General features: G+C 67.3%; 23 protein-coding genes. 11 read left to right on the top strand and 12 right to left on the bottom strand.

Going from position 1 to position 20,097, the window contains the following annotated elements; all coding sequences use genetic code 11:
• Positions 1–159 precede the first annotated feature (159 nt).
• On the top strand, positions 160–471 hold the full coding sequence (locus CDO44_RS14070; protein WP_144389524.1) for a hypothetical protein: 312 nt from the start codon (positions 160–162) through the stop codon (positions 469–471).
• 7 nt (positions 472–478) lie between these two features.
• Here CDO44_RS14070 and CDO44_RS14065 read toward each other — a convergent pair whose 3' ends face one another.
• The 3 genes from CDO44_RS14065 to CDO44_RS14055 form a co-directional block, all read right to left on the bottom strand.
• The gene (locus CDO44_RS14065; protein ID WP_087780841.1) at positions 479–982 is read right to left on the bottom strand and encodes a DUF6496 domain-containing protein; all 504 of its coding nucleotides are present in this window, start codon (positions 980–982) and stop codon (positions 479–481) included.
• A 59-nt stretch (positions 983–1,041) separates the two neighbouring features.
• Complete coding sequence (locus CDO44_RS14060) at positions 1,042–1,518, bottom strand: hypothetical protein (protein ID WP_087780840.1); 477 nt, start codon at positions 1,516–1,518, stop codon at positions 1,042–1,044.
• Between the two features lie 94 nt (positions 1,519–1,612).
• Positions 1,613–2,065 (bottom strand): hypothetical protein, encoded by a 453-nt coding sequence (locus tag CDO44_RS14055; RefSeq protein ID WP_087780839.1) that lies wholly within the window; start codon positions 2,063–2,065, stop codon positions 1,613–1,615.
• A 77-nt stretch (positions 2,066–2,142) separates the two neighbouring features.
• Between CDO44_RS14055 and CDO44_RS14050 the strand changes: the two genes are divergently transcribed.
• From CDO44_RS14050 to CDO44_RS14035, 4 genes are all read left to right on the top strand, one after another.
• Positions 2,143–3,135, top strand: a complete 993-nt coding sequence (locus CDO44_RS14050) for a GGDEF domain-containing protein (RefSeq protein ID WP_087780838.1) — start codon at positions 2,143–2,145, stop codon at positions 3,133–3,135.
• 116 nt (positions 3,136–3,251) lie between these two features.
• Positions 3,252–4,127, top strand: coding sequence for a dienelactone hydrolase family protein (locus CDO44_RS14045; RefSeq protein WP_087780837.1), 876 nt, complete (start codon positions 3,252–3,254; stop codon positions 4,125–4,127).
• An 11-nt stretch (positions 4,128–4,138) separates the two neighbouring features.
• Positions 4,139–4,753, top strand: coding sequence for a PIN domain-containing protein (locus CDO44_RS14040; RefSeq protein ID WP_255407802.1), 615 nt, complete (start codon positions 4,139–4,141; stop codon positions 4,751–4,753).
• A gap of 55 nt (positions 4,754–4,808) precedes the next feature.
• Entirely contained in the window at positions 4,809–5,654 is an 846-nt protein-coding gene (locus CDO44_RS14035; protein ID WP_087780836.1) for a ZIP family metal transporter, read from the top strand.
• An 11-nt stretch (positions 5,655–5,665) separates the two neighbouring features.
• Here the strand turns inward: CDO44_RS14035 and CDO44_RS14030 are convergent, their stop codons facing one another.
• The 5 genes from CDO44_RS14030 to CDO44_RS14010 all read right to left on the bottom strand — a co-directional run bounded on the left by CDO44_RS14030 (position 5,666) and on the right by CDO44_RS14010 (position 11,331).
• Positions 5,666–7,351, bottom strand: coding sequence for a Na/Pi cotransporter family protein (locus CDO44_RS14030; protein WP_087780835.1), 1,686 nt, complete (start codon positions 7,349–7,351; stop codon positions 5,666–5,668).
• Positions 7,348–8,526, bottom strand: a complete 1,179-nt coding sequence (locus CDO44_RS14025) for a DUF3734 domain-containing protein (RefSeq protein ID WP_087780834.1) — start codon at positions 8,524–8,526, stop codon at positions 7,348–7,350. Before CDO44_RS14025 ends, CDO44_RS14030 begins: the two co-directional genes overlap by 4 nt.
• 5 nt (positions 8,527–8,531) lie before the next feature.
• Positions 8,532–9,314, bottom strand: a complete 783-nt coding sequence (locus tag CDO44_RS14020) for a 3-hydroxybutyrate dehydrogenase (RefSeq protein ID WP_087780833.1) — start codon at positions 9,312–9,314, stop codon at positions 8,532–8,534.
• Between the two features lie 31 nt (positions 9,315–9,345).
• Positions 9,346–10,347: an LLM class flavin-dependent oxidoreductase gene (locus CDO44_RS14015; protein WP_087780832.1), complete on the bottom strand. Its 1,002-nt coding sequence runs from the start codon at positions 10,345–10,347 to the stop codon at positions 9,346–9,348.
• 129 nt (positions 10,348–10,476) lie between these two features.
• Positions 10,477–11,331, bottom strand: a complete 855-nt coding sequence (locus CDO44_RS14010; RefSeq protein WP_087780831.1) for a DMT family transporter — start codon at positions 11,329–11,331, stop codon at positions 10,477–10,479.
• Between the two features lie 264 nt (positions 11,332–11,595).
• Between CDO44_RS14010 and htpX the strand changes: the two genes are divergently transcribed.
• A complete protein-coding gene (gene htpX, locus CDO44_RS14005; RefSeq protein ID WP_087780830.1) occupies positions 11,596–12,480 on the top strand; it encodes a protease HtpX in 885 nt (294 codons plus the stop codon).
• Between the two features lie 169 nt (positions 12,481–12,649).
• Here htpX and CDO44_RS14000 read toward each other — a convergent pair whose 3' ends face one another.
• From CDO44_RS14000 to CDO44_RS13990, 3 genes are all read right to left on the bottom strand, one after another.
• On the bottom strand, positions 12,650–12,964 hold the full coding sequence (locus CDO44_RS14000; protein WP_087780829.1) for a BON domain-containing protein: 315 nt from the start codon (positions 12,962–12,964) through the stop codon (positions 12,650–12,652).
• Between the two features lie 22 nt (positions 12,965–12,986).
• Positions 12,987–13,148, bottom strand: a complete 162-nt coding sequence (locus tag CDO44_RS13995) for a DUF1328 domain-containing protein (RefSeq protein ID WP_087780828.1) — start codon at positions 13,146–13,148, stop codon at positions 12,987–12,989.
• 225 nt (positions 13,149–13,373) lie between these two features.
• Positions 13,374–14,540 (bottom strand): aromatic ring-hydroxylating dioxygenase subunit alpha, encoded by a 1,167-nt coding sequence (locus CDO44_RS13990; protein WP_087780827.1) that lies wholly within the window; start codon positions 14,538–14,540, stop codon positions 13,374–13,376.
• A 263-nt stretch (positions 14,541–14,803) separates the two neighbouring features.
• Here CDO44_RS13990 and CDO44_RS13985 point away from each other — a divergent pair, with 263 nt between their 5' ends.
• The 4 genes from CDO44_RS13985 (at position 14,804) to CDO44_RS13970 (ending at position 18,302) form a co-directional block, all read left to right on the top strand.
• A complete protein-coding gene (locus CDO44_RS13985) occupies positions 14,804–15,061 on the top strand; it encodes an exodeoxyribonuclease VII small subunit (RefSeq protein WP_087780903.1) in 258 nt (85 codons plus the stop codon).
• A gap of 4 nt (positions 15,062–15,065) precedes the next feature.
• A complete protein-coding gene (locus CDO44_RS13980) occupies positions 15,066–15,971 on the top strand; it encodes a polyprenyl synthetase family protein (RefSeq protein ID WP_087780826.1) in 906 nt (301 codons plus the stop codon).
• Positions 15,972–15,987: 16 nt separating this feature from the next.
• Positions 15,988–17,874, top strand: a complete 1,887-nt coding sequence (gene dxs, locus CDO44_RS13975; protein ID WP_087780825.1) for a 1-deoxy-D-xylulose-5-phosphate synthase — start codon at positions 15,988–15,990, stop codon at positions 17,872–17,874.
• Between the two features lie 209 nt (positions 17,875–18,083).
• The gene (locus tag CDO44_RS13970) at positions 18,084–18,302 is read left to right on the top strand and encodes a helix-turn-helix domain-containing protein (protein WP_233146180.1); all 219 of its coding nucleotides are present in this window, start codon (positions 18,084–18,086) and stop codon (positions 18,300–18,302) included.
• 119 nt (positions 18,303–18,421) lie between these two features.
• Here CDO44_RS13970 and CDO44_RS13965 read toward each other — a convergent pair whose 3' ends face one another.
• A complete protein-coding gene (locus tag CDO44_RS13965) occupies positions 18,422–18,907 on the bottom strand; it encodes a YajQ family cyclic di-GMP-binding protein (protein WP_087780823.1) in 486 nt (161 codons plus the stop codon).
• 123 nt (positions 18,908–19,030) lie between these two features.
• On the opposite strand from CDO44_RS13965, the gene murB reads away from it, so the two are divergent.
• Positions 19,031–20,086: a UDP-N-acetylmuramate dehydrogenase gene (gene murB, locus CDO44_RS13960; RefSeq protein WP_087780902.1), complete on the top strand. Its 1,056-nt coding sequence runs from the start codon at positions 19,031–19,033 to the stop codon at positions 20,084–20,086.
• Positions 20,087–20,097: the final 11 nt, after the last annotated feature.

The following is a 20,097-nucleotide window of genomic DNA, read 5'->3' as shown; positions in this document are numbered from 1 at the left end:
GGGTCGGAACGAGTCTAACCAGCATCTTAACGGTTCCCCGGAAACGGCGTTTCTGCAAGGGTTTCCGCCAATCTCGGCATAGGTAGATTTCCCAGTGTGGCGGCGCTGACATCACGGCCCGATTGGTCTACGATGGGCGCACGCTGGAGGGCCGTATGTATGGTTATGGTGATTGATCGCAAGAAGCTGGTGTGTTTTGTCGTTGCCGCCAAAGACGCGGCCGGCGAACAGCGTTGGTGCGCACTCAACGAAGATCGCGAGTGGCTGGCCAACCTGGGGGCCGAGCCCGCCGCCGCGGCGGAGAAGGCCGGCGTCTACTGCTGCAACCCCAGCCCCGAAGTCCGGCGCGCCGCCGCCGAAGCCCTGGGTGTCGACCCCGGCACCGAATTCGTCGTCCACCGCCTTTTCCAGGCTTCGGACAGCGACGAATGCGCCGAGGTCATTGCCCGTAAAGTCGCGCTGGTCCACTGACCGCGCGTCACGCATGCCGGTTGGCCGCCCGGGTCCGGGCTGCCTTCTTGGCTGCGGCCGATCGCCCGGCGGCTCCCTTGGTCCGGGCAGCTTTCTTGGCGGCCGCGGAGCGGTCCGCTGCCGTGCGCCGCTTGGCCGCGGTCTTGGCGTGAGCCGCCAGCGCTTCCTTGGATGCGCCCTTCTTGCTTTCCCGCTTCAAGGCGGTCTTGGTGGCGCGAGAACGCGTGGCCGACTTCTTGTGCGACGCTTCATCGCCCTTGCTCAGATCCTGCTTGGCCTTGTCACGGGTCTTCTTGCTGCTGCGCCCTGCCTTGGGCGGCGGCAAATCCACGCCGCTACGGCGCGCCTCGGACAGGCCGATGGCAATCGCCTGCTTGCTGGATCGCACCCCGTGCTTGCCTTCGCGCACGTGGTGAATCTGTTCCTTGACGAATTCGCCCGCCTGGGTCGAAGCGGATTTGCCCTGGCGCTTGTCCTGCTTGGCTTTCTCGATGGTCTTGCGTTCAGGCATGATGGGTCTCCTTGCGGAAAACCCCGAGGCAGCAATCGCCATGCCCACGGGCGCCGTCTTCAGTGGAGTCGCCCGGGGCCGCCCGTCAGTACGCATCCGGCCACCGTGGGCGTGCCGCCCTCCATGTCGGCGCGGCTGCATTCGAGGTAGACCTTGAAGCCCCGCGGCAGCATGTCGAGCGCGACCTGCTCGGGGCAGCGGTGCCCGCCGTCGCAGGCGAGGTCGGACTTGAGCCAGGCGCGAACCGGATGCGCCGGATCGGAGGCCTTGAGGTCCAGCTGCAGCTCGCGCGTTCCCGTGGCATGGATCTTCTGCAGCCGTCCCGTAACGACGAAGGGCGCGCGCCGGTATTTCTCGATGGCCTCCGCATCTTGCGCGGCGAAATCCGCGTAGATGAGTTCGGCATCGTAGCGCGGCAATCCATGCAGCTGCGATCCCGGCGAGGGCGCGGCAGCGGTGGAGGGAGGCGCCGGCGGGTCGATGCAGGCGTAGAGGGCGGCCAGGACGAGGACGACGAGCGGCAGGCGACGGAACATGATAGGCTCCAGGCATCAAAGGGCGCGCGTTCCGGGCGGAGAGGGCGCGCCGCCGTGGTCGGAGGGGCGAGGCGGGCGGCTGCGGCGCCCGGCGTTACGGTGCGGCGTAAAGCGTGGTGCGTGCCGGCGGCTTGGCGGGCTGGCCCGCCGCCGACATGTCCGTCGGCGCCGAGCGCGGCGCGCCCTCGACGCGGGCCCTTCCGGCGGGCAGTACCGGCGCCACCTCGGGGCGGACTTCGGTCAGGTTGTTCTGCAGCATGTAGTCGTTCATCTCTTTCCAGCCGTTGAAGATGGCGGCCTTGGACATGTGCGGATTGAAGGTGTAGCAGTCTTCGAGCGCGCGCCCGGCTTGCCGGCAGGCGCTGCCGATCGCACGCCCCTCGGACTCTTTCCGGGCCTCGATCTGGGAGATGGGCTGCAGGCCGAGGTAATCGCAGCCGGCGGCCGCCAGCAGCGCGCCCGCGGCCAGGAGCCGGCACCCGGCGCGCAGCAGGCGGCGGGCCGGGTGGATTGCGGAAGGAGGTCGGGAGGCGATCTGGGTGCTCATGATCCGCTTATCGGACGCCTTGGGGCATAACTGTAGGGCGAACTCAATTTGCGCGGTGGCGTGCCGATAATCGGGGAATGACCGGCCACATTCCTTCCCACCTTCCCGTCGACGGGGCCCCCGGCGAGCTGACGGCTGACGACCTGGACGTCCTTGCCCGTTCCCTGCTGTTCGCCGGCTGCACGGACGAACAGCGCGACCAGGTGCGGGGGTTCGCGTTCGTCACCCACCTGCCGCACGGCGCGATCCTGCTCCAGCCCGGCGAACCGAACCACCACGTCTACGTGCTGGTCGAGGGCCAGTTGGCCGCATTCGTCGACCCCGATCTCCAGAAACGGGTGGCGCGCTTCGTCCCCGGCGACGGCCTGGGCGAGCACGCCCTGATCGGGCCCGAGGGGGGCACCGCCTACGTGGCGGCCCAATGGCCGTCCCGGCTGGTGGCGCTCGACGCCCGCCGGCTGCGCACCGTCATGGAAAACGTGCCGCGCATCGCGCTCAATGTCCTGGATATGCTCAGCGCCAGGCTGCGCGCCGCCAACCTGAGGCACGATCCCCGCGAATCGGCGGCGAGCATCGAATTCATGGCCAGCCACGATGCCGTGACGGGGCTGTACAACCGGCGCTGGATGGCATCGGCATATGCCGCCGAGATCGCCCGCTGCGCGCGCGACGGCGAACCCCTGTGCCTGGCGCTGATCGATATCGACCGCTTCGAGCGGCTGAACCAGGCATTGGGGCGCACCGCCGGCGATGCTATCCTGCGCCAGTTGGCCGATCTGACAAGAAATCTGCTGCCGTCCCTGGACATGCTGGCGCGCGTGACCGCAGACCGTTTCGCCCTGCTGATCCCCGCGCCGCTGGCCGATGCGCTCGCCATGTGCGAGCGCCTGCGGCTGCAGGTCTGCGGGCGCCAGTTCGCATTGCGCGGGCACATAGGCACGCAGATCACCCTGTCGATCGGGGTTGCTCAGGCCCAGGCAGACCTCGAGGCGACGCTCGCCAAGGCGCAGGCAGCGCTGGAGCGCGCCAAGGAACGAGGGCGGAATACCGTCGAGCCCCTGCCGGACTGAGCGTTTTTCATCGCCGGGCCGCCCCAAGATGAAAAGCGCCCCCTCGGGGGGCAGCGCCGCCGCGAAGTGGCAAGCGTGGGGGCGTTTTTCAAACGTCGTGCCGCTAGGAGTGCTTCATGGATAGCCCGGGTACCGAGTTCGACAGTCTCCTGCCGCCCCTCAGCCTGAACCGGCGCGGTTTTCTCACCACCTCGCTGGCCGGGGGCTTCGCCCTTGCCGCCGGCCCCGTCATGGCCCAGACCGCCATTCATACCGATACCAGCGGGCTGGTGGCGGGCGAGGTCAGGATTCCGGTGCGGGACGGCGAAATCCCCGCCTACCGGGCGGCGCCGGCCGGCAAGAAGAATGCGCCCGTGATCCTGGTGGTGCAGGAGATCTTCGGCGTGCACGAATATATCAAGGACATCTGCCGCCGCTGGGCCAAGGCCGGCTACATGGCGGTCGCCCCGGAACTGTACGCGCGCCAGGGCGATGCCTCGAAATACACCGAGATTGCCAAGCTGCAGGCCGAGGTGGTCGGCAAGGTGCCCGACGAGCAGGTCGTGGCCGACCTCGACGCCACCGCCCGCTGGGCCGGAACCAACGGCGGCAGCCGCACGCGCCTGGGCATCACGGGCTTTTGCTGGGGCGGGCGTATCGTGTGGCTCTACGCCGCTCACAATCCGGCGGTCAAGGCCGGCGTCGCCTGGTACGGGCGCCTGGTAGGCAATCCCACGCCGCTGCAGCCGCTCAATCCCGTCGACGTGGCGGCGGAGTTGAAGGCGCCGGTGCTCGGCCTGTACGGCGGCCAGGATGCCGGCATACCGCTGACTTCGGTCAACGCCATGAAGGACGCCCTGGCCAAGGGCGGCCGCGCGGCGCGCGAGTCCACCTTCGTGGTGTTCCGCGATGCGCCGCATGCCTTCCACGCCGACTACCGCCCGAGCTACCGCGAGGCCGATGCCAAGGAGGGCTGGCGACTGGCCCGGGACTGGTTCGCCCGGCATCTGTGAGCCCGGTGTCGGTGCCGGCAACCCCCGAGGCGGCCGCCCGGCCGCCTCTCTGGCTGGTCCTCGACGCCTGCGTGCTGATGTCGAGCATCCTGCGGCCCTTGCTGCTGGAAATGGCCCAGGCGGGGTGGTTCCGCCCGGTGTGGAGCGAACGCATAGGACTGGAATGGCGGCGCAATGCCGCGCGCATCTGGGGCGTGGCGCCGGAGGTCCTCGAGGCAGAATGGCAGGCCATGTGCCGGCGGTTTCCGCAGGCCGATGCCGGCGAAGTGTCGGCCTACGAGACCGGGCTCCACTACAGCGATCCCAAGGACCGGCACGTCATCGCGGCGGGCTTGGCCAGCCGTGCCCGGGCGGGATTGCAGATCGCGCCCCAAGTGCGGGTGCTGACCTGGAACCTCAAGGATTTCAATCGTTCGGAATTGCGGCGGCAGGACTTGACCGTCTGGGATCCGGACCGGCAACTGGCGGCCTGGGCGGCTCAGGACCGCCTGCGGATGCTCGCGTCTCTGGCAACGGTGCCGGCCCATGCCCGGGCCTTGGGGCGGGATGAACCCCTGAGCACCACCCTGCGGCGGGAACGCCTGTTCCGCACAGGCAGGCTGCTCGCCAGCGATCTCGATTCGTAAAACGCGGGAAGTTACGTATACTTCCGTTTCTGCAACTGAGTTTCACGAGCGTCCCGTGACCCTAACTTACATTCTGCTCGCCACGCTGGCGAGCGGAGTCCTGTCGGTAATCGTCGCCGGCTGGCTGGCTTTCCGTTATTTCGCGCGCTTCCTCCACCAGATGATCAGCTTTTCGGTGGGGATCATGCTGTCGGTGGCCTTGCTCCACACGCTGCCCGAGGCATTCGATTCGGAAGCCGATACGCGCGTCCTGTTCGCTTTGCTGCTGGTCGGCCTGCTCGGCTTTTTCGTGCTCGAGAAGCTGGCCGTGTTGCGTCACAACCACCATCACGAGCACGACGGGCACGGCCACCCGCCCGGGCATGACGCCCACGAGGCCGGGCGGGGCGGGCTGGCCGTGCTGCTGGGCGACGGATTGCACAACTTCTGCGACGGCATCGTCATCGCCGCGGCCTTCCTGGCCGACCCCATGCTGGGGCTGCTGACGACGCTGACCATCGCGGTGCACGAGATCCCGCAGGAACTGGGCGATTTCATCGTCCTGGTCAACGCCGGTTTCACGCGCAAGCGGGCCTTGTTGTTCAACGCGCTGTCCAGCCTGATGGCGATCGCGGGGGGGTTGGTGGGCTACTACCTGCTGGCCGGTTCGACGCAGTGGCTGCCCTATGTGCTGACATTGGCGGCCAGCAGTTTCCTCTACATCGCGGTGGCCGACCTGATGCCGCAGATGCAGCGGCGGACGACGCTGCGCGACAGCCTGCCGCAGTTCGCGCTGATCGCCGCGGGGGTGGTGACCATCTATGCGGTCAATTCCGCCTTTCACCATCACGCCCACGACGACGGGCACGCGCATGGCGCGCCCGCCGCGCTGGAAGAGGCGTCGCAGCATCCGGCCCGCTGAGCGGGCGTGAGCTACTCCGAGGTGGCGGCCGGCTCCGCCACGCCGGACGGTTCAAGCGAGCCGGGGGGCGATCCGTCGCGATTCTCCAGTGCGCCGTACGCCGCGGAGGCCACCAAGTGGCTGTTGATGCGGCGCAGGTCGCGCAGCACGTCCAGGTGCAGCGCGCTGGTCTCCGTGGTGTCGATGCGGCCGCTGCGCAGGCGTTCGAAATGCGCCTGGGTCGCCCGGGTCTCCAGGCCGCGGAAAGCCTCCTTCTCGGCCGCCAGCAGGCGCGCGGCGCGGGTATCCTCGGTCACGAACAGCGAAGCGGCCAGGCGCAGGTTGACCTCCAGCCGGCCGTGCATCTCGTCCAGTTCGCGCCGCCCTTCGGGCGAGAAGGTCAGCCCGCGCTTGTTGAGCTTGCTGATGTCGTTCAGGAGGTTCTTGTCGATGACGTCGCCCGCGTGCTCCAGATTGGTGATGAAGGTCAGGATCTCGTCGGCTCGGCGTCGGTCTTCGGCGGTCAACTCGTCCTGGTCCAGGCCGGCGACGTAGGTCTTGATGGCGCCGTTCAGGCGGTCCAGTACGTCGTCCAGCCGCCGGGCCTCGGCAATGCGCTTGCGGTCGGCGCCGGCCAGCGCCTCGCGCGAATGATGCAGCATGGTTTGCAGCGTGTCGGCCATGCGCAGGGCCTCCCGCGCGGCATTGCCCAGCGCCACCACCGGCATGCTTCGCGCCGCGCTGTCCAGGTACATGGGACGGCCCGGGTCGGCCTTGGCCGGGTTCGAGGGCAGCCAGCGGCGAAGCAGCGCGGCGTACGGCGTCAACAGCGGCAGGAACACGGCCGCAAGGGCGAGGTTGAAGACGGTGTGGAAGTTCGCCACGGCGCGGGCGTTGTCGCCGGCCAGGCCGGTCATCCACGGATGGATGTGGTGCAGCAGCGCCAAGCCGATGAGCACGCCGATGACGCGGTTGATGAAATTGCCGAGCGGCAGCCGGCGCGCCTGGGGGTCGTCCTTGGCCGAGCCCTCGAGCATGGGGTTGACCGCCGTGCCGAGATTGGCGCCCAGCACCAGGGCGAAGGCGACGTCGATGGGCAGCAGCCCCTGGGCCGAGAACGACATGACCAGCACCACCACGGCCACGCTCGAATGCGCCGCCCAGGCCAGTACCGCCGCCAGCAGGATGGCCAGGCCGGGCTGGCCGGACAGGGCTTCCAGGGCCGTGCGCAGCTCGGGCAGGTCGCGATAGGGTTCGAGCTGCGCCAGCAGCAGGTGCAGCGACAGCAGCAGCAGGCCGAGCCCGATGAAGACCCGCCCGAAGTCGCGCACGTGCGTGGCGTTGCCGCGCCGGAACATCACGACGCCGATCAGCACCAGGATGGGCGCGATGCGCGAGATGTCGAAGGACAGGACCTGGACGATGAGCGTGGTGCCGACGTTCGCGCCCAGCATGGCGCCGAGCGCCGGCACCAGCCCCACCAGGCCGTTGGCGGCGAAGCCGGCGACGATCAGGCCCGTGGCGGTACTGCTTTGCAGGATGGCCGTGACGCCCAGTCCGGCGAAGAAGGCATAGACGCGATTGCCCAGCGCCACGCCGAGCATGGTGCGCAGGCGCGGGCCGAAGGCGCGCTGGATGCCGGTCTGCACCATGTGCACGCCCCACAACAGGAGCGCGACAAAACCGGCGATGTCGAACAGCGTGAGGTAAGGGTTCATGGCGATCGACGCCCGTGCCCGGGGCGGTGCACGTCATGCGTGACGAACGGATGTTCGGCGCCGGGCACGTCGAGCCAGGACGGATGTTCAAGTGTACGGCGTATGTCGCTCAAGCCACCGGCCCATCGCTCTTCCATACCCAGCTGGCCGAACTCGTAGTCCTTGTAGGGAACTTCGCACTTGACGCCCCGGTAGATGAGATGGATCACGTTGATGCGGCGGTCGCTGGCCAGTTCCCGGGCCCTGCGCATCCAGGGCTCCCGCGCATGCCCCGGCGGCACGTGCTTGAGCAATTCGCGCAGCAGGCTTCGGTACTCTTCCACTTCGCGCATGTAGTCGGTCACCAGGCGGGTGCGGCTGGAGTACTGGATGTCCTTCTGGCGGATGGGCACTTCGCTGAGGTTGCCGGGCAGTTGGCCGTGCGCGCTCCAGAGGTCGACCTGGAAGACCAGCGAATAGCGGCGCGGGCTCGATTTCAGGACCTGGTAGAGCGGTGTGTTCGAGACGATCCCGCCGTCCCAGTAGTATTCGCCGTCGATCGCCACCGGCGCGAACCCCGGCGGCAGGGCGGCCGAGGCCATGATGTGGTCGGCGGTAAGCGCCTGCTCGGTATTGTCGAAATAGACGAAGTTGCCGCTTTGCACATTGACGGCTCCCACGGAGATCCGTGTGGCGCCCGTGTTGAGCAAGTCGAAATCGACGAATTCCTCCAGCGTGCGCTTGAGCGGCGTGCTGTCGTAGAAGCTGGCCGTTTCCGGGCTGTGCTGCAGCGGCCAGGACGGCGCCAGCCGCGGCACGAAAAAGCCGTTCTGGCCTTCCAGCACGGCGCGCCAGGCTTCCCAGGCGCCGAGCGCCGCGCCGGCGGGGGCGGGCAGGTGGGCCAGCGTGTCGCGCAGCGCATCGACCGGCGTAGGCGGCAGGAGCGGCGGCCGGCAGATATGGTCCCAGAATCGACGAAGCTGTTCGACGCGCCGTTGCGGCGGGTTGCCGGCGATGATGGCGGCGTGGATGGCGCCGATGGAAATGCCGGCGACCCAGTCGGGATGCAGGTCGGCTTCGGCAAGCCCCTCGTAGATGCCGCCCTGGTACGAACCCAGCGCGCCGCCGCCTTGCAGGACGAGGGCGACCGTGTCGTAGCCGCGCGAGGCGCGGCGCGGGCTGCGGGCGGCGGCCATGCGGGCTATTGCATGTACCAGCCGTGACTGACCACGAACGACTGACCGGTGAATGCGGCGGTGGGGAAGGTGGCCAGAAAGAGGACGGTTTGCGCGACGTCCTGCAGGGTGGTGAATTCGCCGTCCACGGTATTGCCCAGCATGACCTTCTTGATCACGTCCTCTTCGCTGATGCCGAGCTCGCGCGCCTGCTCGGGGATCTGCTTTTCCACCAGCGGCGTGCGCACGAAACCCGGGCAGACCACGTGCGAGCGCACGTTGTGCCTGGCGCCTTCCTTGGCCAGGACCTTGGCCAGGCCGAGCAGCCCGTGCTTGGCGGTGACGTAGGCCGATTTCAGCGGGGAAGCTTCGTGCGAATGCACCGAGCCGGTGTAGATGACGATGCCGCCGCGATTGTCGCGGTACATGTGCTTGAGGGCGGCCTTGGTGGTCAGGAACGCGCCGTCGACGTGGATGGCCATGACCTTCTTCCAGTCGGCGTAGGCGAACTGGTCGATAGGATTGACGACCTGAATGCCGGCGTTGGAAACCAGGATGTCCACGCTTCCCAGGGTGTCGACCACGAGCTGGGTGCCGTTCTCGACCGCCGCTTCGTCCGTCACGTCGAAGTCCACCGCCATGGCCTGGCAGCCCTTCAGCTTGAGCTCGTCGGCCACCGCCTGCGCCGCCTGCAGATTGATGTCGGCGATGGCGACGGCCGCGCCGGCGGCCGCCAGCGTATTGGCGATTTCCTTGCCGATGCCGCTGGCGGCACCGGTGACGAGGGCGACTTTCCCGTGAAGCTGCATGTCGGATCCTTGGTAGGCGCGTTGGTCGGAGTCAGGACATTAGGGCCGGCGCCAGCAACCGGTAGCTGCGGACCCGGTCCTCGTGGCGGTGGATCATGGTGTTGACCATGACCTCGTCGGCGTCGGTGGCGCGGGCCAGTTCGCCTATCGAGGCGGCGAGCGCGCCGGGCGTGCCGATGTGGATCCGGGTGCGGTTGTATTGCCGCAGCGCTTCCTCGTCGGGCTGGTAGGCATAGGCCAGCGCTTCTTCGACGCTGGGGAGCGGATAGCGCGTGCGGCCGCTGCGCGTGCGCATCATGCTGAGGTCGGCCGTGGCGGCCAGGCGTTCGGCTTCCTCGGCGGTCGGCGCGCAGATGGCCGAGACGGCGAGAATGGCGCGCGGTTCGTGGCCGAAGGGCGAGGCGCGGAATTCCTCGCGATAAAGCCGCATGGCCGCGTGCACGTTTTCCGGCACGATATGGTGGGCATAGGCGAACCCGAAGCCGTTCGCGGCGGCCACCCGTGCGCCGTACAGGCTCGAGCCCAGTATCCAGATGGGCGGGCAGGGCACGCCCACGGGCGTAGCCCGGACGCGGGCATGCGGATGGTCCGCCGGCATGGCGTCCTTGAGATAGCCGACGAGATCGGACAACTGGCGGGGGAAGTCGTCGGCATCGGCATGGCCGCGCCGCAGCGCGCTCGCGGTGACAGGGTCGGTGCCCGGCGCGCGTCCGAGCCCGAGGTCGATGCGCTGGGGGAACATCGCCTCCAGCACACGGAAGGTCTCGGCGACCTTGAGCGGGCTGTGGTTCGGCAGCATGATGCCTCCCGAGCCCACGCGCAGGCGCGACGTGGCGCCTGCGATTCGCGTGATCAGCAGTTCGGGCGCCGAGCACGCCAGCATGCCGGTGTTGTGGTGTTCGGCAAGCCAATAGCGATGGTAGCCGGCGGCTTCGGCCTGGCGCGCGAGATCCACGCTGTTCGCCAGGGCATCGGTGGGGGTGTGGCCGGAAGGAATGGGGCTCAGATCGAGCACGGACAGCTTGAGGGACATGGGCGGGAACGGCAACGTAATGCCTCCAAGTGTGAACCTGCCGGCGTTTTGCTGCAAGCCAGCACCGGCGGCCGCGCCTGCCGGCCCCTCCGAGGCGTCGTACAGGCGGCGCGTGCGGGCCGGGTCCGGCTAGGAACTGCGCCGGGCCGCCACCAGCGTGCGCCAGGTGGACACCAGCCCGGCGGCGGCGATCAGCAGCATGCCGAGCCAGGCCAGCGTATCCGGCCGGTCGTCCCAGAACAGGTAGCCGAGCAGGATGGAGAACGGAATGGTGCTGTATTGCAGCACCGAGGAGAGCGCCGCCGAGCCGCGGCTGAAGGCGCGCGTCATGGCGAATTGCCCCAGCAGGCCGCTCAGGCCGACGCCCAGCAGTGTGAACCAGCCGTAGAGCGAAGGATTTCTCCAGCCGGTGAGCACCGTCGCGATGCCCCCCGTCAGGCAGGACGACAGGGCGAAAAAAAGCACGATGCGCCACTCCGGTTCGCCGGCCTGGCCGAGCGACCGCACCTGCATGACGGCGATGGCCGTGAGGCTGCCCGCGGCCAGCCCCAGCAGCGCCGCCAGCCATTGGGAATGGTCCAGGGTAGGCCGCAGGATGGCGATTACGCCGATGAAGCCGATGACGACCGCCAGGGTGCGCAGCCTGTCGGTCAGGTCGTGCGCGCGCCAGGTCATCCAGCCGGCGATGAAGAGCGGCGACGTGTAGTTCAGGGTGATGGCGGTCGCCAGCGGCAGGCGTCCCATGGCGAAGAAAGACAGCCAGATCGACCCGACTCCCGCGACGTTGCGCATGACGTGCAGTCGCCAGGTGGGCGGGATGATCGTGCGATGCGTGGCGCAGGCCCACGCCAGGATGCCCAGCGCCGTGGGCAGGCCGCGGAACAGGATGATTTGCCCCAGGGACGCCTCGTTGGACGCGAATTTCACGAACATGGCCATGAGCGCGAACATCAGCGAGGCGAACAGCATCCAGAGAGCTTGCATGGGGGAGGGGCCGGGATGGGGGAGGCCCAGATTGTAGCCGCTGGGGTTAACCCCAGGATTGGCCTTGAAACCGTTGTCCCGGCTACCATATAGCCCTCACCGGGAAACGGGTATCGACCCTCTCGTCCGCGCTGCGGCGGCCGGAGGGAACTTCCGATGTCCGTTGCCGTCACATTCGGCGCCGCGCGGGGCGGTTCCCGGCAGGCCGAGGGGAAAATCCGCCCCCGGACAAAATATCAAAGGTATTCGGAGTTTCCAGCCCTCATGAAACGCATAGTGCTCTTTCTGGCGACCAACATCGCGGTCATGCTGGTATTGACCGCGACGTTGAGCATTCTCGGCGTCAACCGCTTCCTGACCGCCAACGGCCTCGACATCCCGACACTGGCGATCTTCTCGCTGATCGTCGGCTTCACCGGCTCCATCATCTCGCTGCTAATGAGCAAGCCGATGGCCAAATGGAGCACCGGCGCGCGGGTCATCGATCCGAACGCTCCCAACAGCGCCGAGGAGCAATGGCTGGTGGATACGGTCCATCAGCTTGCGGATCGCGCCGGCATCGGCCGCCCGGAGGTCGCCATCTACGAAGGCGAGCCCAACGCCTTCGCCACGGGCGCGTTCAAGAACGATTCGCTGGTCGCCGTATCGACGGGATTGCTGCGCGGTATGACCGAGGAAGAAATCAGCGCGGTGCTGGGGCACGAGGTGGCGCACATCGCCAATGGCGACATGGTGACGCTTACCCTGATCCAGGGCGTGGTCAACACCTTCGTCGTGTTCCTGGCCCGCGTCGTGGGATACGTGGTCGACCAGATGGTGCTCAAGAACGAGCGCACCGGCGGTATCGGCTACTTTGCCACCGTGATCGTCTGCGAACTGGTGTTCGGCATACTGGCGTCCATCATCGTGGCCTGGTTCTCGCGCCAGCGGGAGTTCCGCGCCGACGCGGGCTCGGCCTACCTGCTCGGTTCGCGCGAACCCATGATCCGCGCGCTGGCCAGGCTGGGCGGCATGGAGCCCGGCGAACTGCCCAAGAGCTTCGAAGCATCCGGCATCGCCGGCGGCAAGGGCCTGGGCGCGATGTTTGCCTCGCACCCGCCCATCGAAGACCGTATCCGCGCCTTGATGGCGGCGGGCGGGACGAAATAAGCAGGCAAGTACGCCCCGCCGCGCGGCGGACCGGCCCGCCGGATCCGCCGGCGCCCCGGAGCGGGGACGCTTTCGGGGATGTCCAATGGAAAATGGCCTCGCGGTAAAGCGAGGCCATTTTCATTTGGGGGCTACCGGGAGCGGTTCGCGCTCCCGGCGAGAACCGCCTTTAGCGGGTTTTCACCCGCAGGTCGTTCTTCACGCTTTGGACGCCTTCCACGCCCCGGGCGATTTCGACCGCCCGCGCCGCCTGCGCCTGCGAGTCGACGAAACCGGAAAGCTGGACGGTGTGGCGGAAGGTCTCCACGTTGACGTCGGCGGCGCTGACGTCCTTGGCCGCGACCAGGGCGGCCTTGACCTTGGCGGTAATGGCGGCGTCGCTGGCATATTCGCCCGCGGATTGCTGCGTGCGGGTCGAGGCGCAGCCGCCCATGACGGTGGCGGTGCCGATGATGCCGGCAATAAGCAGGGTACGGACGCTCATGATTTTTCTCCTTGCATGCTGGTTATTTTCGGAAAAGGCCGCTCAAGAGCGACAGGACGGCAAGCACGATAAAAATAAAGAACAATATCTTGGCGATAGAGGCCGCGCCGGCGGCTATGCCGCCAAACCCCAGGACCGCCGCGATAATGGCGATGACGAAAAATACGACTGCGTAGTGCAGCATTTTTTCTCCTGTCTTCTCTTTTTGCCGATGGCGAAACCTGGGTCAGCAAAAAAGAGACCCAGCGCCTGTTTGGGAAACTACGCGTTCGCCCCACGTTTTGACAAGGCGGCAGTGTGTGTATTTGTAATTCTTCTCAAGGCCCCTGATTCACCTTGTATTTATTGTCCAAAAGAAAAGCGCCCGCGAGGGGCGCTTGGAGATGGGGCAGTCAGACGCGTTACGACTTTACATATCTTCAGGCTCGTCCATCACTTTCCGATACCATTCATGGAAATGCTGCATGCCGTCTTCCATGGGAGATTGGTATGGGCCCGCCTCGTCGGCGCCGCGTTCCATTAATGCCCTGCGGCCTGCATCCATGCGCTCGGCGATTTCGTCGTCCTCGACGGCGGTTTCCATGTAGGCCGCCTGCTGGGCTTCGACAAAATCCCGCTCGAAATGGACGATTTCCTCGGGATAATAGAACTCGACGATATTGACGGTTTCCTGCGGACTCTTGGGATAGAGCGTCGACAATACCAGCGTGTGCGGATAGAGCTCGATCATGTGGGTCGGGAAGTGCGTGACCCAGATCGCGCCGAACTCCGGCGCACTGCCGTTGCGGTAGGCGAGCAGGGCGTCATGCCAGCGTTGGTACACCTCGGAACCCGGGTGCGCGAGCGCATTGTGTACGCCGACGCGCTGCAGGCTGTAGTAGTCGCCGAACTCCCAGCTCAGGTCGTCGCAGGTGACGAAGCGGCCCAGACCGGGATGGAAGGGGCCGACGTGGTAGTCCTCGAGGTAGACCTCGATGAAGGTCTTCCAGTTGTAATTGCACTGGTGCACCTCCACGCGATCCAGCACGTAGTCGCTGAAGTCGAATTCGGGCCTCCCCAGGAGGGATGCCAGTTCGGCGGCGGCGTTGCGGCTGCCGGCGCGGGGGGCCTCGAACAGCGAACCGTTCCATTCCTGGAGCGGGAAGCGCTGCAGATCGAGCCCGGGCGTTTCGCTGAACAGCGGGGCGCCGATGAGTTTGCCACGCGCATCGTACGTCCAGCGGTGCAGGGGGCAGACGATGTTGCCCGGACGGCCGAGGTTGCCGCTGCAATGGGCGGCCTGCTTTTCCTGGCCGAACGGGTGCTGTCCCAGCATGAGCGCCTGCCGGTGCCGGCACACGTTGGACAAAAGCTCGACGCCGCCCTGGTTGCGCACCAGTACGCGGCCGTCGTTTTCCTGTATCAGGGTCCGGTAGTCCCCGACCTCGGGGACGCTTTTCTGGTGCCCCACGTAGAGGGGGGCCTGGCCAAAGATGGTTTGCATTTCGCGCGCAAAGCGCGCTTTATCGAAATAGGCACTGACTGGGAGCTGCGCTCGGCTCGCCGTCACATGTGCCACGCGACCGATATCGGTCATGACTTCCCTCCGCGAGAGTTGTGAAGCCAGTACGCCACTGCGACACCGCCCCTTACGCGACCTGGAGCGGCATGGGAACTTCGCAGCTGGTACTGGCGCGAAGAAAATGATCTGCCCGATCAAGCCCTCTATTGTACCCCGGACGGGGGGATAAGTCCCCGCCCGGGCGACGGCTGAAGCAGGGGCCGGCCCCCGCGATCCCGTACAATTCCAGGTTCGATGCCGTCGTTGAGATCCAGGAGGCGTGATTGGCCGACAAGCAAGTGAATGTTCCCGAAGCCGGGGCGGGCGCAACCCCCCCGGAGGCCCTGCCTCAGGACTTCGAAGCCGCCCTGGGCGAACTCGAAGCGCTGGTCGCGATGATGGAGGACGGCTCCATGCCGCTCGAGACTTCGCTCGCCGCCTATCGCCGCGGCGTCGAGCTGGTGCGCGTATGCCAGGACCGGCTGGCGCGCGCCGAGCAGCAGGTCCGGGTTCTCGAGGGCGAGCTGCTGCGGCCCTTCGAAGAAGCCGGGGATTGAATCGATGACCGGCAGTCGCGACGGCTTTTCGTCCTGGATGTCGGCGTGCGGCGAGCGGGCCGAGTTCGCGTTGGCGCGCGCGCTGCCCCAAGAGGGTGTCTTGCCGCATACGCTGCACCGGGCCATGCGCTATGCCGTCCTGGGCGGCGGCAAGCGGGTGCGTCCGATGCTGACCTACGCCGCCGGCGAGGCCTGCAGCTCCGGTGGTGCCGGCGGCGACGCCGCGCTGGACGCGGCCGCCGCGGCCGTGGAACTCATCCACGCCTATTCGCTGGTCCATGACGACATGCCCTGCATGGACGACGACGTCCTGCGTCGCGGGCGGCCGACGGTGCACGTGGAATTCGGCGAAGCGACCGCGCTGCTGGTGGGCGACGCGCTGCAGGCGCTGGCGTTCGATGTGCTGGCGGCCATGCCGATCGCGCCCGGCTTGACGGTGCAGGCCGTGCAGGCCCTGGCCGCAGCCGCGGGGAGCCAGGGCATGGCGGGGGGCCAGGCCATCGATCTGGCCAGCGTCGGCAAGCCGCTCAGCCGCGAAGAACTCGAGGCCATGCACCGCCTGAAGACAGGGGCCCTGCTGCGCGCCAGCGCGGCCCTGGGCGGCATCGTCGTCGGCGCCAGTTCGGCGCAACGCGCCGCGCTCGACGGCTATGCGCAGGCCGTGGGACTGGCGTTCCAGGTGGTCGACGATATCCTCGACGTCACCGCCGATTCGGCGCGGCTCGGCAAGACGGCGGGCAAGGATGCCGCCGCCGAGAAGCCGACCTATGTATCCATCCTGGGCCTGGAGGAGGCCCGGGCCCTGGCGGAGCGCCTGCGCCTTGCCGCGCACGAGGCCATCGCGCCGCTGGGGGCGGGTGGCGCCCGCCTGGCCGCGCTGGCCGATTTCATCGTCCTGCGCGACCGCTGAACGGAGATTCCGCAACATGGCAACCGATTTGCTGGACCGCATAGACTCTCCGGCCGACCTGAAAAAACTGGACCGCTGCCAACTCCCGGCGCTGGCCGACGAACTGCGCGCCTTCGTGCTGGAGTCCGTCTCGCGCACGGGCGGCCACTTGTCGTCCAATCTCGGCACGGTCGAATTGACGCTGGCTCTGCACTACGTTTTCGATACGCCGCACGACCGCATCGTCTGGGACGTCGGGCACCAGACCTATCCGCACAAGATCCTGACCGGCCGGCGGGCCGGCATGGCGATGCTGCGCCAGATGGGAGGCATGTCGGGCTTTCCCCGCCGCAGCGAATCCGAGTACGACGCCTTCGGCACCGCGCATTCGTCGACCTCGATCTCCGCCGCCCTTGGCATGGCGGTGGCCGCGCGCAATGCCGGCATCCAGCGCAAGCACATCGCGGTCATCGGCGACGGCGCCATGTCGGCCGGCATGGCCTTCGAGGCGCTCAACAACGGCGGCGTCATGCCCGACGTGGATCTGCTGGTGATCCTGAACGACAACGACATGTCGATCTCGCCGCCGGTGGGCGCGCTGAACCGCTACCTGGCGCGCCTGATGTCGGGCCGGTTCTATGCCGCGGCCCGCAACGTGGGCAAGGCCGTCCTGTCGCACGTGCCGCCCGTGTTCGAACTGGCGCGCCGCATCGAAGAGCACGCCAAGGGCATGGTCACGCCCGCCACCATGTTCGAGGAACTCGGCTTCAATTACGTCGGGCCCATCGACGGCCATGACCTCGACTCGCTGATCCCGACGCTGCAGAACATGCGCAAGCTTTCCGGGCCGCGCTTCCTGCACGTGGTCACCCGCAAGGGCCAGGGCTACAAGCTGGCCGAGGCGGATCCGGTGCTCTATCACGGCCCCGGCAAGTTCGATCCGGCGGTGGGCATCAGCAAGCCTTCCACCCCGCCCAAGAAGACCTTCACCCAGGTGTTCGGCGACTGGCTGTGCGACATGGCGGCGGCCGATTCCCGGCTGGTCGGCATAACCCCGGCCATGCGCGAGGGCAGCGGGCTGGTGGAGTTCGAGCAGCGCTTCCCCGGCCGCTATTTCGACGTCGGCATCGCCGAGCAGCACGCGGTGACCTTCGCCGCCGGGCTGGCCTGCGAGGGGCTCAAGCCCGTGGTCGCCATCTATTCGACCTTTCTTCAGCGCGGCTACGACCAGTTGATCCACGACGTCGCTCTGCAGAATCTCGACGTGACCTTCGCGCTGGACCGCGCCGGCCTGGTGGGCGCCGACGGCGCCACGCACGCGGGCAATTACGACATTGCCTTCGTGCGTTGCGTTCCGAACATGGTGGTGGCCACGCCGTCGGACGAAGCCGAGTGCAGGTTGCTGCTCTCTACCTGTTATGCGCACCCCGGCCCGGCCACCGTGCGCTATCCGCGCGGGGCGGGCAGGGGAGCGGCGCCCGCCGCGGGCCTGGACACCGTGCCGCTGGGCAAGGGCGTCGTGCGGCGCGACAGCGGACGCACCGGAGACGGCGGCCCGTCCGGCATCGCCATCCTGGCGTTCGGTACCCTGGCCGTGCCCGCCTTGAAGGCCGGCGAGGCGCTGGATGCCACCGTGGTGGACATGCGTTTCGTCAAGCCCATCGACCGCGAACTCATTCTCGATCTGGCGAGCCGGCATGCGGCCCTGGTCACAGTGGAAGAGGGCAGCGTCATGGGCGGGGCCGGCAGCGCGGTATGCGAAACGCTCAACGATGCCGGCGTGACCCTGCCGGTGCTGCAACTGGGCCTGCCCGACCGCTTCATCGACCACGGCGACCAGGCCGCCCTGCTGGCGGGCCTGGGCCTCGACGCCGCGGGCATCGAACGGTCGATACGCGCACGTTTTCCCGACTGGGTGAGTTGAGCGCGAGGCGCGATTCGGGCGGCCGACCGAGGGTTAGCCCGGTATATCCCGCTTGCCCACAGGGGCACAATTACTTTTACTGAAGCGCTTTGCGAAGCGTTGCAATCGCGCTCGATAAAGTTGATGTAAAAGCGGTAGATGTAACCGGCCGTCGTGGGGAGTATGCGTCAATGCCCGCACCACTGAGATCCCCCAACCCATCAGCGTCCTTGACGACGCTGCGCGAGATTCTCGGCTACAACGTCCGAGCGTTTCGGGTCGCGCAGAAGATGTCGCAGGAGCAGCTCGGGTTCGCCGCCCATCTCGACCGGACCTTCGTCAGTCAGGTCGAAAGGGCGCGCGTCAACATTTCCGTCGACAACATCGAAAAGCTCGCCAAGGCGCTGGAACTCGACCCGGCGATGCTCTTCAAGCGCCCCGTGCTCTAACGCGCCCCAGAAAAAACGCCACCCCCCCCCGCGATCCAATCCAGGGCACCGCGGATCCGGCTCCGCCGGTCCGCCAGTGCCGCCCCCTGGGGGGCGCGTCAGCGCGTAGGGGGGAACCCCTACTCCCTGAAATTCTCGAACCCCAGCGGCAGGTCGGTCACTTCCTTCTTCAGTAGCGCAATGGTCGTTTGCAGGTCGTCGCGCTTGGCGCCCTGGACCCTGACCGTGTCGCCCTGGATGCTGGCCTGGACTTTCAACTTGCTGTTCTTGACCAGCGCGACGATTTTCTTGGCCGCGTCCTGCTGCACGCCGTTGCGCACCGTCAGCACCTGCTTGACCTTGTCGCCGCCGATCTTCTCTACCTTGCCCTGGTCCAGGAAGCGCACGTCCACGTTGCGCTTGGACATCTTGTTCAGCAGCACGTCGCGCACCTGGTTCAACTGGAAATCGCTGTCGGCGTAGGCGGTGAGTTCTTTCTCGCTCTGTTCGACACGCGCATCCGAACCCTTGAAGTCGAAGCGGGTGCCGATCTCCTTGTTGGTCTGCTCCACGGCATTGCGCAATTCAACCAGATTGGGTTTGCAGACGACGTCGAATGTAGGCATGGGTAGGCTCCCTGGCAGGCGGCCCGCGGGCCGGTCGATGGAATAGGAAGAATTGTAGTCAAGTAAGATGGCGGGGCCGCGGGAAAACCGTTCCCGCTTCGATAGCTTTTCCTGGTGATCCGATTGGTTGCTGCTCCCGATTACGGCGCCGCCCCGGCCCTCGTGCCCGGCGCCTGCGATCTCTCCACGCTCAATACCTTCGCGCTCGAGAGCGTGGCCCCGGCCTGCGTCATGCTGAGCCGCGCGCAGGACCTGCCCCGGTTGGCGGACTTGGCTCGGCGCTACGACGGGCTCCTGGTGCTCGGCGGGGGAAGCAATCTCGTCCTGCCGCCGACCGTACGGGGATTGGTCGCCCGGATGGGGCTGCGCGGCGTGCGCCTGCTGGAAGAGGACGAGCAGTCGCGCATCGTCGAAGCGGCGGCGGGCGAGTCTTGGCACGAATTCGTTACCCATTGTGTCGAGCGCGGATGGGGCGGCCTGGAGAACCTGGCATTGATCCCGGGCACCGTGGGCGCCGCGCCGGTGCAGAACATCGGCGCGTACGGCGTGGAGCTGTGCGACCGGTTCGCCGGGCTTCGCGCCTACGACCTGCGAGAGGGGCGCTGGGTAGACATGGACGCGGCCCGATGCGCCTTCGCCTACCGCGACAGTGTCTTCAAGCGGGAGCCCGGCCGCTGGGTCATCGCCTCGGTAAGGGTGCGGCTGCCCAGGCGCTGGCGGCCGGTGATGGATTACCCGGATCTGCAGCGCCACCCGCGCCTGGGAGGGGCTCCCACGGTGCGCGACATTTTCGACGCGGTTTGCGAGATCCGGCGCGCCAAGCTGCCCGATCCTGCCGTGCTGGGCAATGCCGGCAGCTTCTTCAAGAATCCCGTGGTGCCGGCCGACCGCTACGAGGCGTTGCGCGCCCGCTTTCCCGGCCTGGTGGGGTATCCGCAAGCCCCGGGGGGGTATAAGCTCGCCGCCGGGTGGCTGATCGACCAATGCGGTTGGAAAGGACGCCGCATGGGGCCGGTGGGCGTGCACGAGCGCCAGGCCCTGGTGCTGGTGAACCATGGCGGCGCGCGCGCCGCCGACGTGCTGGCCCTGGCCGAGGCCATCCGCCGCGACGTGGACAGCCGCTACGGCGTAACGCTGGAGGCCGAGCCGGTCGTGGTGCCGGGCATCGAGGATCGCTAGCACGCCGTCCG

Origin of the sequence: Pigmentiphaga sp. NML080357 (genome assembly GCF_002188465.1) — a bacterium.
Classification (GTDB): domain Bacteria; phylum Pseudomonadota; class Gammaproteobacteria; order Burkholderiales; family Burkholderiaceae_B; genus Pigmentiphaga.
Note: the sequence above shows the minus strand (reverse complement) of the source record. Positions and strands in the feature narration are given on the sequence as shown.

Excerpts from the sequence above, each read along its gene's own strand:
- CDO44_RS14025 (WP_087780834.1), bottom strand. The coding sequence starts at position 8,526 with ATGGCCGCCGCCCGCAGCCCGCGCCGCGCCTCGCGCGGCTACGACACG.
- htpX (WP_087780830.1), top strand. The coding sequence starts at position 11,596 with ATGAAACGCATAGTGCTCTTTCTGGCGACCAACATCGCGGTCATGCTG.
- CDO44_RS14055 (WP_087780839.1), bottom strand. The coding sequence starts at position 2,065 with ATGAGCACCCAGATCGCCTCCCGACCTCCTTCCGCAATCCACCCGGCC.
- CDO44_RS14050 (WP_087780838.1), top strand. The coding sequence starts at position 2,143 with ATGACCGGCCACATTCCTTCCCACCTTCCCGTCGACGGGGCCCCCGGC.
- CDO44_RS14070 (WP_144389524.1), top strand. The coding sequence starts at position 160 with ATGGTTATGGTGATTGATCGCAAGAAGCTGGTGTGTTTTGTCGTTGCC.
- CDO44_RS14020 (WP_087780833.1), bottom strand. The coding sequence starts at position 9,314 with ATGCAGCTTCACGGGAAAGTCGCCCTCGTCACCGGTGCCGCCAGCGGC.
- dxs (WP_087780825.1), top strand. The coding sequence starts at position 15,988 with ATGGCAACCGATTTGCTGGACCGCATAGACTCTCCGGCCGACCTGAAA.
- CDO44_RS14060 (WP_087780840.1), bottom strand. The coding sequence starts at position 1,518 with ATGTTCCGTCGCCTGCCGCTCGTCGTCCTCGTCCTGGCCGCCCTCTAC.
- CDO44_RS13980 (WP_087780826.1), top strand. The coding sequence starts at position 15,066 with ATGACCGGCAGTCGCGACGGCTTTTCGTCCTGGATGTCGGCGTGCGGC.
- CDO44_RS14015 (WP_087780832.1), bottom strand. The coding sequence starts at position 10,347 with ATGTCCCTCAAGCTGTCCGTGCTCGATCTGAGCCCCATTCCTTCCGGC.
- CDO44_RS14010 (WP_087780831.1), bottom strand. The coding sequence starts at position 11,331 with ATGCAAGCTCTCTGGATGCTGTTCGCCTCGCTGATGTTCGCGCTCATG.
- CDO44_RS14045 (WP_087780837.1), top strand. The coding sequence starts at position 3,252 with ATGGATAGCCCGGGTACCGAGTTCGACAGTCTCCTGCCGCCCCTCAGC.
- CDO44_RS13990 (WP_087780827.1), bottom strand. The coding sequence starts at position 14,540 with ATGACCGATATCGGTCGCGTGGCACATGTGACGGCGAGCCGAGCGCAG.
- CDO44_RS13965 (WP_087780823.1), bottom strand. The coding sequence starts at position 18,907 with ATGCCTACATTCGACGTCGTCTGCAAACCCAATCTGGTTGAATTGCGC.
- CDO44_RS14000 (WP_087780829.1), bottom strand. The coding sequence starts at position 12,964 with ATGAGCGTCCGTACCCTGCTTATTGCCGGCATCATCGGCACCGCCACC.
- CDO44_RS14030 (WP_087780835.1), bottom strand. The coding sequence starts at position 7,351 with ATGAACCCTTACCTCACGCTGTTCGACATCGCCGGTTTTGTCGCGCTC.
- CDO44_RS13995 (WP_087780828.1), bottom strand. The coding sequence starts at position 13,148 with ATGCTGCACTACGCAGTCGTATTTTTCGTCATCGCCATTATCGCGGCG.
- CDO44_RS14065 (WP_087780841.1), bottom strand. The coding sequence starts at position 982 with ATGCCTGAACGCAAGACCATCGAGAAAGCCAAGCAGGACAAGCGCCAG.